9 protein-coding genes are annotated in these 11,584 nt (G+C 44.8%); 5 read left to right on the forward strand and 4 right to left on the reverse strand.

Annotated features, from left to right (window positions below; genetic code table 11):
- Nucleotides 1–178: 178 nt before the first annotated feature.
- From betA to choV, 4 genes are all read left to right on the forward strand, one after another.
- Entirely contained in the window at nt 179–1,894 is a 1,716-nt protein-coding gene (betA, locus tag CBX98_RS17285) for a choline dehydrogenase (protein ID WP_109169863.1), read from the forward strand.
- Between the two features lie 38 nt (nt 1,895–1,932).
- Nucleotides 1,933–2,871, forward strand: a complete 939-nt coding sequence (locus CBX98_RS17290) for a choline ABC transporter substrate-binding protein (RefSeq protein ID WP_005392553.1) — start codon at nt 1,933–1,935, stop codon at nt 2,869–2,871.
- A gap of 78 nt (nt 2,872–2,949) precedes the next feature.
- Entirely contained in the window at nt 2,950–3,792 is an 843-nt protein-coding gene (choW, locus tag CBX98_RS17295) for a choline ABC transporter permease subunit (protein ID WP_005392552.1), read from the forward strand.
- Nucleotides 3,793–3,794: 2 nt separating this feature from the next.
- The gene (choV, locus tag CBX98_RS17300) at nt 3,795–4,973 is read left to right on the forward strand and encodes a choline ABC transporter ATP-binding protein (RefSeq protein ID WP_006741028.1); all 1,179 of its coding nucleotides are present in this window, start codon (nt 3,795–3,797) and stop codon (nt 4,971–4,973) included.
- Between the two features lie 103 nt (nt 4,974–5,076).
- Here choV and CBX98_RS17305 read toward each other — a convergent pair whose 3' ends face one another.
- Nucleotides 5,077–5,733, reverse strand: a complete 657-nt coding sequence (locus tag CBX98_RS17305) for an NAD(P)H-dependent oxidoreductase (RefSeq protein ID WP_031780265.1) — start codon at nt 5,731–5,733, stop codon at nt 5,077–5,079.
- A gap of 238 nt (nt 5,734–5,971) precedes the next feature.
- Between CBX98_RS17305 and CBX98_RS17310 the strand changes: the two genes are divergently transcribed.
- Entirely contained in the window at nt 5,972–6,376 is a 405-nt protein-coding gene (locus CBX98_RS17310; protein WP_046875967.1) for a globin, read from the forward strand.
- Nucleotides 6,377–6,460: 84 nt separating this feature from the next.
- Here the strand turns inward: CBX98_RS17310 and CBX98_RS17315 are convergent, their stop codons facing one another.
- From CBX98_RS17315 to CBX98_RS17325, 3 genes are all read right to left on the reverse strand, one after another.
- On the reverse strand, nt 6,461–7,243 hold the full coding sequence (locus tag CBX98_RS17315; RefSeq protein ID WP_109169864.1) for a slipin family protein: 783 nt from the start codon (nt 7,241–7,243) through the stop codon (nt 6,461–6,463).
- Between the two features lie 10 nt (nt 7,244–7,253).
- The gene (locus tag CBX98_RS17320; protein WP_109169865.1) at nt 7,254–8,630 is read right to left on the reverse strand and encodes a nodulation protein NfeD; all 1,377 of its coding nucleotides are present in this window, start codon (nt 8,628–8,630) and stop codon (nt 7,254–7,256) included.
- A 255-nt stretch (nt 8,631–8,885) separates the two neighbouring features.
- Nucleotides 8,886–11,534 carry an EAL domain-containing protein gene (locus CBX98_RS17325; RefSeq protein WP_242446594.1) on the reverse strand — a complete coding sequence of 883 codons (2,649 nt, stop codon included), beginning with the start codon at nt 11,532–11,534 and terminating at the stop codon, nt 8,886–8,888.
- Nucleotides 11,535–11,584 lie beyond the last annotated feature (50 nt).

Here is an 11,584-nt window from a genome sequence, read left to right on the forward strand (position 1 = left end):
CCAATCGTAGTAGATAACTGACCACTTTAGCTTGTTAAAATGCTCGATAACTGCGTTGTCAATTTTGATTGTAGGCTAACTACTTATCGAAAATTTCCGCCTTGTTCTCAAGCATTTTTCCTACGCTAATTTCGTTCACTTATCTACTGTGATTGGTATTAACTCCTAGGAGAATCAAATGCAACAACACTACGATTATATCATCGTCGGTGCGGGTTCGGCCGGCTGTGTGTTAGCGGATCGCTTAAGTGAAAGTGGTCAATATTCGGTCCTATTACTCGAAGCGGGTGGGTCGGATAAAAGTATTTTTATCCAAATGCCGACGGCGCTTTCTTACCCGATGAACACTGAAAAATACGCGTGGCAGTTTGAGACAGTTGAAGAGCAAGGATTGGATGGTCGTCAACTTCATTGTCCTCGCGGGAAAGTTCTGGGCGGTAGTTCGTCGATCAACGGCATGGTTTACGTTCGTGGACACGCTTGTGACTTTGACCAGTGGGAAGAGGAAGGAGCTAAAGGCTGGAATTATCAATCGTGTTTGCCTTATTTCCGTAAAGCAGAGTCTTGGGTCGGTGGCGCAGATGAATACCGAGGCGATAATGGCCCAGTCGGCACATGTAACGGCAACGATATGAAGCTCAATCCGCTGTACCAAGCTTTTATTGATGCAGGTAAAGAAGCGGGATACCCAGAAACAAAAGATTACAACGGTTATCAGCAAGAGGGCTTTGGCCCAATGCATATGACCGTTGACAAAGGTGTACGCGCTTCAACTTCTAATGCATACTTAAGCCGTGCTAAAAAACGCAAAAACTTCACCCTAATGAAGCGAGTGACGGTTCATCGCGTTTTACTAGAAGAAACAGGCGCAGAAGGCAAGAAAGCGGTTGGTGTTGAATTCGAAAAGTCAGGTTCAGTTCAGCAATGTTTTGCGAACCATGAAGTGGTTTCGAGTGCTGGCTCGGTAGGCTCGGTGCAGCTACTACAACTTTCAGGCATTGGCCCTAAAGCAGTATTAGAAAAAGCGGGCATTGAGGTGAAACATCCGTTGGAAGGGGTAGGTAAAAACCTGCAAGATCACTTAGAAGTGTACTTCCAATATCACTGTAAGCAACCTATCACGCTCAACAGCAAATTAGGTTTGGTGAGCAAGGGCTTGATTGGCACTGAGTGGATATTAACTCGCAAAGGCCTTGGGGCTACTAACCACTTTGAATCATGTGCGTTTATCCGTTCTCGTGAGGGACTAAAGTGGCCAAATATTCAATATCACTTTTTGCCAGCGGCAATGCGTTATGACGGACAAGCTGCTTTTGACGGTCATGGTTTCCAAGTGCATGTTGGACCTAACAAGCCCGAAAGTCGCGGCTCGGTCGAAGTTGTATCTGCGAATCCGAATGATAAGCCGAAGATTGAGTTTAACTACATTTCCACTGAACAAGATAAGCAGGATTGGCGTGATTGTATTCGCCTTACTCGCGAGATCCTCAATCAGCCAGCCATGGATGAGTTTCGTGGTGATGAGATCCAGCCGGGTCTGAATATCACAACGGATGAGCAAATTGATGAATGGGTGAAGCAGAATGTCGAGAGTGCTTACCATCCATCTTGTACCTGCAAAATGGGCGCAGACAATGACCCATTAGCGGTTTTGAATGAGCGATGCCAAGTACGCGGTATTCAAGGCTTACGTGTGGTGGACTCTTCTATTTTCCCAACCATTCCGAACGGTAATTTAAATGCGCCAACTATTATGGTGGCAGAACGCGCCGCGGACATGATTTTGGATAACGCCTTGGAAACGTCGAACAACGCACCAGTTTGGATTGCACCGAACTGGCAAGAGATGCAACGAATGCATCCGCCAAAAAGAGATCTCGATTCGATCTCATAAAAACGAAAAAAGTCAGTAATCATTACAAGGAATTCAATATGTCTAAGATGACAAAAATCTTCTCAACAATCGCACTAAGTACTTTAGCAACAGGCGCTTATGCCAACCAATGTGAAACGGTACGTTTTGCAGATGTAGGTTGGACCGACATTACGGCGACCACCGCCGTGACATCTGAGCTGCTAAAAGGGTTGGGGTACAAAACGAAGACCGATCTACTATCGGTACCCGTTACTTACTCTTCTATGGCCAATGGCGATATCGACATTTTCCTAGGTAACTGGATGCCAACAATGGAAGGTGACATCGCGAAATACCGTGATGCAGGTACCGTTGAAACCGTACGAGCGAACCTCGTCGGCGCAAAATACACACTCGCGGTTCCAAAGTACGTTTATGACGCAGGCGTGACCAACTTCGCTGACCTAGTAAAACATGCCGACAAATTTAAAGACCGCATTTACGGCATTGAACCAGGTAACGATGGTAACCGCTTAATTCAATCAATGATTGATAGCAACGCATTCGGCCTAAAAGACTTCAGCCTAGTTGAATCCAGTGAAGCTGGCATGGTGTCTCAAGTATCACGTGCTGCGCGCCGCAACCAATGGATTGTGTACCTAGGTTGGGCCCCGCACCCAATGAACAGCAACGTTGAAATGGAATACCTAGCGGGTGGTGACGACTTCTTCGGCCCTAACTACGGCGGCGCGAATGTGTACACAAACGTACGTAAAAACTACCTTGCTGAGTGTCCAAATGTAGGTCAGCTAGTGAAAAACCTAGAATTCAACCTAGAAATGGAAAACGAATTGATGGAAGCGATTCTCAACCAGAAGCAGAAACCGTCGAAAGCAGCGCAAGCATGGTTGAACGCAAACCAAGAACAAATTGAAGCGTGGCTAGAAGGCGTTAAGACGGTGGATGGTCAAGACGCAGTAACAGCAATTACAAACTATTTAAAAACTAACGCTTAATTAAGCAGTTTTTAAGCGCGTTTTTTTGAAAAAGAAAGTGGGCAGTCATGCCCGCTTCATTAACACAAAGGTTTTATTTTGAATTTTATTACGGACAACAAACTACCGTTGGGCCAATGGATGGAAACTGGCGTCGATTGGTTAACCATCAATGCATCGGGTTTCTTCGATGCAATCTCTATTACACTTGAAACGATCATTCTTTTCGTGGTGGACATTTTTAAATGGATGCCACCTGCAGCGCCAATCATTATGACGGCGGCAATTGCTTGGTTCTTACACCGCAGCATTCCGCTTGTTGTATTCATCGTGTTGGCCTTGCTCGCAATTCTCAACCTTGGTTACTGGCAAGAAATGCTGGAAACCTTTGTCCTTGTGTTTGCAGCGACAACGATTTCCGTATTAATTGGCGTGCCGTTGGGCATTATGGCGGCACACCGTCCTTGGTTATACACCTTGTTGCGACCAATCCTCGATTTGATGCAGACCGTACCGACATTCGTTTACCTAATTCCAACCTTGGTTCTGTTTGGCTTAGGTATTGTCCCTGGCCTAATCTCGACCATCATTTTCGCTATCGCTGCGCCAATTCGATTGACGTACCTCGGTATTATTAAAGTGCCGGAGGAGTTACTTGAAGCGGGCAAAGCATTTGGTGCAAGCCGCATGAAGTTGCTGTTTAAGGTAGAGTTACCTGCGGCATTACCAAGTATTATGGCCGGTGTTACACAATGTATTATGTTGTCTCTTTCTATGGTAGTTATTGCGGCTCTTGTTGGTGCTGATGGACTTGGTAAGCCAGTCGTACGTGCACTGAATACCGTAAACATCTCGCAAGGTTTTGAAGCGGGTTTAGCGATTGTACTCGTCGCCATCATTCTTGACCGCTTGTGTAAAGCACCAAACCAGAAGGAGGCTTAATCATGGACGCAATTACTATTCAAAATCTTGATGTGGTTTTTGGTCAGCAGCAGTCACAAGCGTTAGCACTGCTAGACCAAGGCAAGTCTCGACAAGAAATCATCGACGAAACTGGCCAAGTGGTTGGGGTTGATAATGTTTCGCTGAACGTGAAACAGGGTGAGATCTGTGTTTTGATGGGGCTTTCAGGCTCGGGTAAATCAAGTTTGCTGCGAACAGTTAACGGGTTGAACGAAATTTCTCGTGGTTCTCTGAAAATTAAAGACGGCGACGATATGGTTGAGCTCTCTAACTGTGACGAACAGAAGCTGCGTCACCTTCGTACTCACCGCGTATCCATGGTGTTTCAGAAGTTTGCATTGATGCCATGGTTGACGGTATTAGATAACGTTGCGTTTGGTCTAGAAATGCAAGGCATTGGCAAAGCAGAGCGCCGTAAAAAAGCGCGTGAACAGCTCGAAATGGTCGGTTTGTCTGAGTGGGAAACGAAATTCCCACACGAGCTCTCTGGTGGTATGCAGCAGCGTGTTGGCCTAGCGCGAGCGTTCGCGATGGACACAGATATCTTGTTAATGGATGAGCCGTTTTCAGCGCTTGACCCATTGATTCGTGCTCAGCTTCAAGATGAATTGATTCTGCTTCAAGAAAAGTTAAACAAAACCATTCTTTTTGTGAGCCACGACTTGGATGAAGCGCTAAAAATCGGTAATAACATCGCCATTATGGAATCAGGAAAGTTGATTCAACACGGCAAGCCCGAGCAGATCATTCTTGCTCCAGAAAACGATTATGTGGCTGACTTTGTAGCCCACACTAATCCATTGAACGTACTTAAGGGACGCTCTTTGATGCGTGACGACTTAGTTCGTGAAGATGAGCGTGTACTGATTTGCCCTGACAAAGATATTTGGGTGACCCAAGAGAGCAAAGGCTTAAGCTTAGCGGATACAGATAAGTCGTTGGTTCAATGGAAGAGCGATTCTTCGAACCTTGATGAGGTAAACGAAAATTCTCTGGTTCAGGTTAGCCCGGAAATCAGTATGCGAGAAGCGATTGAGCTTAAGCAGCGCAGCAATCAGCCTCTGCTTATGGTGGAGGACAATCAGTTAGTTGGTGTGTTAAGCGACAACGAGCTTTACGATGCATTGCTTGGTAATTTTAAGTCCGAGCAAGTGGCATAAAGTTAGAATAGAGTTGAAGCCTAGCTAAAAAAGAGCCGCACATTAGTGCGGCTCTTTTGGTTTTAAACAATGAGTTAAGTAGTTAAGCTAAGGAAACGGTCGACTATAGAGTCGTAATTACATCATCCATCGCAAGGCGAGCTTTTGGTAGGCCATGATTATAATCTTCCCCGTCTTTGTGGTAGCCAATCGCCAGTGCAACTTCACAGACATGGCCTTCTAATTCTTCTTTGAATACTTCTCCAATCAGTGTTGGATCTACACCTTCCATCGGCGTTGAGTCAATACCCAGACGAGCCAAGGTGTGTAGTAGATTGCCTAGCGCTAAATAGACTTGTGCTTTTGTCCAGTTTCCGTTAAAGCCATTTTCATCCGTATTTGCATCGGCAAAAGCGTAGGCGCCCATAAAGTTGTTGTACATTTCCGCCGGTAGGTGGCCAGACGTTACTTCGGCATCCACACGTTTCGCGAACTTCTCTTTGGTGAAGTTTGGATCGTACGCAAACAGAATCGTATGTGACGCGGCTTTAGCATGTGGCTGGTTAAATTGGTGCATATTTGCAAATGTATCGTGGAAACGTTGCTTGGCCTCATCACTTTCAATCACGATGAATTTCCAAGGTTGCGAGTTAATCGAAGACGCTGAAAGACGGAGTGCTTCTTTGATGATTGCCATATCTTCTTGAGAAACGCGTTTAGTTTCGTCGTATTTTTTAGCAGTGTAGCGGCTGTTTAGATCAGTAATGATTTGATGAGACACGTTTGTATCCTTTTTATTTTTGTGACAAATGAGGATGCGCTTAGCATCGACAACCATGCGTACCTCGAATATGGATTCATAATACGGGATATTTTTTCATTGATAAGAGGGCGTTTATTTGAATCACTTTTTACTTTTTATTGAAAATTGGCGTGCTTCATAGGGTTAGGCATCATCATTTAGATGCTTTTGATGATTATTAAATTACACTCATATTAAGAGGGTGATGGAGAGCAACATGAACGTGATTCAAGTTTTCAACGATAGTTATGAACGTTGTATCGCGAACCAAGGCTTTTTCGACTTGTTTTACAGGAATTTATGGTCAAAAAGTACAAGCTTCAGACAAAAGTTTGATGGTGTCGACATGCACCAACAGGTGCGAATGCTTAGAGGATCTATCGTGTTTTTTATGATGGCCGATACCTCTAACGAGGCGCACAAGATGGTGGAGAAATATGGTAAGAAGCATGCGAGTTCCGATATTGGCATTGAACCACAGGATATTGATGTTTGGTTTGAAAGCCTTATCGAAACGGTTCAAGAGTGTGATTTTGAATACGACGATGATGTCGAAACAGCGTGGAGAGCTTGTTTTAACACAGGTTTGTCGGTAATGAAGCGGGAGTGCTCCAAACACTAAAAGAGAAACTAAATGCTCTTCGAAAACAAGCAAGTTAAAGCAAGGAAGTAACGTGTAAACAGCTTACTTCCTTGAGTATGGCTTTTATTTGTCTTGTGTCTCGTTATTCTTTTTTACCGCTTCGGCGATATCACTGACGGCTTCGACAAGGTTGATCGGCATAGGGAAGATAATAGTCGATGTTTTGTCTGTCGTGATTTCCGTGAGTGTCTGCATGTAACGCAATTGCAGCGCATTCGGCGCTTCGTTGAGCATTTGAGCTGCCTCTTTTAATTTATTAGAAGCTTCTAACTCACCGGTAGCGTGAATGATTTTCGCACGACGGTTACGTTCTGCCTCAGCCTGACGCGCTAGCGCTCTGACCATGCTGTCATTTAAATCAACATGTTTGACTTCAACCGTGGCAATCTTGATGCCCCAGTCATCAGTCTGTTGATCGAGGATGGATTGTAAATCCTTATTGAGACGCTCGCGCTCTGATAGTAATTCATCCAGTTCATGTTGTCCTAATACTGATCGCAGCGTGGTTTGCGCTAACTGGCTGGTGGCATCGCTGTAACTTTCGATGTTGTTAATTGCCATTTGAGGATCGACTACGCGAAAATAAACAACCGCATTGACGCGCACAGACACGTTATCTTTGGTTATCAAGTCTTGTGTCGGCACATCCAAAACGACAGTACGTAAATCCACCCGTACCATTTGTTGGATAAATGGGATAAGAATGATTAAGCCAGGGCCTTTTACTTCTTGAAAGCGACCAAGAAAGAATACAACCCCACGTTCATATTCTCTCAAAACCTTAAACATTTGGGTCGCAAGTGCGAACAACAGCACCACGATCACCGCAACAGTATAGAGCATCATAAAGCGCCTCCTATTTATTTTGGCGGTCATCAGGCATCACGGTTAAGGTCAGCCCTTTCACATTCACAATGGTGACATGATCACCTTGTTTGAGTTGTTGATGGTCTTTGGTTTTGGCTCTCCATAGCGCACCATCGAGTTGAACGCGTCCTTCGCCATCGATAAAGTCATCGCTCACGACAGCGATTTTCCCAGGGTAAGTTTCTAAACCTGTTGTCACACGTCGTCGGCGTATTTTGAGCAGCAGGCCGACCGTCAACACGATCAGCGCGACAGAAAAGATAGAAATACCGAAAATTAAAGGAAGGGCGATCTGAAATCCTGGCAACTCACTGTCCATTAGGAATATGGAACCGAGCACAAAGGCGACAACACCACCTAAGCCCAAAATGCCAAAGCTCGGACTGAATGCTTCCGCGATCATCAGTGCAATTCCGAGTAACAGCAGACCAAGCCCAGCGTAGTTCACAGGCATCATTTGTAAGGCATACATGGCGAGGAGCAAACAAATACCACCCAACACGCCGGGTAAGCCAATGCCTGGGTTGTAAAACTCAAGAAGCAAACCGTAGATACCAATGAGCATCAGGATGTAGGCGATGTTTGGGTTTGTGATAACGGCTAGCATTTCTGCTCGCCAATCGGGTGTTCTTTCAATCCATACGGGATTTTCCAGTGGCAATGTCACATCGCGATTATTAACTTTAACAGTTTGTCCATCAATGGCTTTGACTAAATCCTCTGGTGAGTTGGCTATATAATCAATAACGTTTAATTCCAATGCCTCTGTGGCGTCCAAACTCGCTGCTTCGCTCACTGCTTTCTCTGCCCACTCTGCATTTCGGCCATGAAGCTTTGCTAAGCCTTTAATATAGGCTCTAGCATCATTAATCACCTTTTTCTCCATCGCGGTTTTCGCAGGAACTTTCTCTGAACTTTCGTTGGTTCCTTCTGACGTTTCTTCCGCGTTTTGATCTTTGCCATCATCCGATGAAGGGGGCTGAGGGGCACCACCTAACGCGACGGGTGTTGCCGCGCCAAGGTTAGTGGCTTCAGCCATGGCAGCAACGTGGCTGGCGAGTAAAATGTACGTCCCTGCGCTAGCCGCTCTAGATCCTGACGGGCCAACCCAAGTTGCAATTGGAGTGGAGGAGGTGGTAATTGCGTGAATAATATCTCTCATTGCGCTGTCTAAGCCGCCAGGAGTGTCCATCTCTAAGATCACTAAACTGACACCGTTGAGTTGTGCCTCTTCTATCTCACGAGACAAATAGTCGCTGGTAGCAGGACCTATAGCGCCTTTGACGGGAACAATCCAGACAGTATTGGCCAGTGCTTGACTAGCAAACAAAAGTAAAGGTAAGACCCATATCCATAGTCGTTTCATGCAGTCCTCCTTGTGCGGTCACAGGGACTTTTTGAAAACCTAATTCAAGTATATACGCAGTAATACTAGTGCAAATAAGTAATTGATCACTCGAATTAGTCATATCAGCATTTATCATGGCATATCTGAGGCTACGGGCCTTAATATGAATATCGGTAGTCACGAATCGTGGGGCGTCTGGTGTGAAAAGGTTCAACAAAAAGGCAAAGTGACGGTAATCACTTTGCCTTCCTAATGTGTCTTAGAGGAGAGAGACTAACTGTTTACGTGGCGAGAAAATTGAACGAGTGCTTGCTCGGCAGGCATCGGTTTGTGGAAGTAAAACCCTTGCAACTCATCAATATTCCAAACTTTAAGCTTGCGTACTTGGCTCGCGGTTTCAACACCTTCGGCGACAATCGTTAACCCTAATTCTTGAGACATGTTGGCAATGTTTCTTACCAGTGTTTTCGCTCTGTCATTGGTTTCAATCTCGTCGATATAAGATTTATCCAGCTTCACAATATCCAATGGGAAATTACATACGCTACTGAATGATGCGTATCCAGTACCAAAATCATCCAAAGCGAGTCCAACACCAAGTCGCTTGATGTCTTGAATGCTTTGGATTGATTCTATTTCTCCGCCCATCAACATACTTTCGGTAATTTCAAGCACAAGCTGGCCCGCAGAGAGGTTGTATTGAGCCATCACTTTTTTTAGGTAGGGCATCAGTCCTGAATGATAAAAGTGCTGCGCGCTTAAGTTCACATGCACGCTTAACATCGACAGACCTTGCGCATGACGAACTCCATTGAGCCGACTGATAAATTCGCACGATTGTTTGAGAATGGACTCTCCCAATTCGACGATAAGTTTTCCTTGTTCTGCCATCGGAATAAATACTTCTGGTGAAATCATCCCTAATGTTGGATGTTGCCAACGAGCAAGTGCCTCAAAGCTAATGACTTCAGTGGTTTTAGCATCCACGATAGGCTGGAAAAAAGGTTTAATCGCATCTTGTCTAATGGCATTTTCTAAATCGCGATTGATCACCATAGACGTTTCCGCTTGCTCTGATAGTTCTTCATCAATGACTAATACTTCGTGAGAGTGACGACCCTTAGCGGATTGTGATGAGAAACGTGCTGCAAGCAGCAAATGCTCGACAGATTGGTGAGTAATGTTTAGGTCCATCATCACCGCTTTACTGTCTAATGACATCATGATCCCAGAGAGCTGGACCTTATGTGACAAATGATTCAGTAATCGATTGGTAGCATCTATCGCTTTTTGGTGGTGCTCGATATCTGGAATCAAAACGATAAATTCATGCTCACTAATTCGGCCTATTTGGAATGCCCCTAATTGCTCGCGTATTGCGGATGCGATGTATTGAATCACTTCATCAAAAATGAGGTGACCGTATACCCCTGCAATTTGCTTGAGAGTCTTACTGTTAATGTACACAAACGAAAAATGGTTTGGCCGTGTCTCTACGAGCTCGTGCAGTGCATTGAGAATGACAGGACGATTACAGAAACCGGATACCGGATCAAAGTCGGTGAGTTTTTGGATCATTTCTGCTTGCTGTTTTGTCTCTCTCATATCCTGAAGCAACAACATCAGTGCACTCTGACCATGATGTTGAATGAGCGTGGCTTCTATCAAACAGTCGATTTCTTCGGTATTGCTATCGAGCACTTGAGCTTCGAATTGTGTTTTACCGTTTTTCAGCTCTCTGAACATTGCGTCAACTCGACATTCATCGTCCTCCGATGGGCACAAGGTGTCTAGAGGACGATCTATCAATTGCGATTTGCTGTAGCTCAACAGATCTAACGCTCGTTGGTTTACATCGACAATTTTACGATCAATAACAATTAGCATGCCTAGTGAGGAGCTATGGTACAGAGCACCAAACTTTTCCATCGAGTCTTTCAATTGCAGTTGGGTTAACGATGTATTTTCAGAGAGCTTTTGTACCAGTTTTGTCGCTAACTCTAATTCGTCTACTTTTACAGAATGCAGCCCTTCAAGTTGGTATTGAGAGGCGATTTCGCTTATTCCTTCAGCAAAATGATTAAAGCGAGTGGCGACCTTATTTTTAAACGTGATGTAGGTGCCGGCAGCGATGATTGATGCTACAACGCCAACCGTTGCAAACAGATACATGAATAGCGTATTACCTTTGGCATAATGCTCTCGCTGTGTTTTCGTTTTTAGCCATGCGATCGGTTCACCAGATAAATCAGAGAGTGAGGCCCATTTTGTTATTGACCGCGAGGTCTTCTCTATATCCCGCATCTGACTACTGTCTGATTCACTTACCATCTGTGTCTCTAATGAGTTTTCCGCAGTTAAAATGGATTTAAAGTCTCCAGGAAAGCGCAAAGATAGGTTTCTTCCCCAAAGCATCCATCCGTTAGAAGGGCGGTCGCCTTCACTATTTCTAACTGGGCTGAGGCTAAGACCCCAAATAGTATCGTTGATTTTAAACAACCCTGAGATGCTCTCTCTATGGATATCAAGCTTGTGATTCATGGACTTGATGTAATCTTGAAGAGTAGGTTGATTCGCCATTTTAGCGGTGAGTTCTGAAGAAGTGTCGGGGTTATCTTCACGAGTCAAGGAGAGCAGGGTTTGTCCATTAGTCGTGATAAACGCCATCATATCGAGGTTTAACGCATCAATGCTTTCTGTGTAAAGGTTTCGCTCGGTATATTTCGCAATATCACGATCAACAAACAGATCGTATGTTTCGTCCCAGTACGCCCAATCGTATGAGGCGCTCTCTTGCTGGCTCACCATCATGTCGATGACAGCGAGTGCTTGCTGATTCGCATGGTTAATTTCCATGTCTTCGAGCTCATCTAAGCTATACAGGAAAAAATAACGGCTAATAAAAAGGAAGCTGATGACCATGCCCAGCAGTCCTAATGAAAAGTATAAGGCGGTTTTATAGCGAAGATTCA

The sequence above is a fragment of the Vibrio sp. T9 genome, assembly GCF_003123985.1.
Classification (GTDB): domain Bacteria; phylum Pseudomonadota; class Gammaproteobacteria; order Enterobacterales; family Vibrionaceae; genus Vibrio; species Vibrio diabolicus.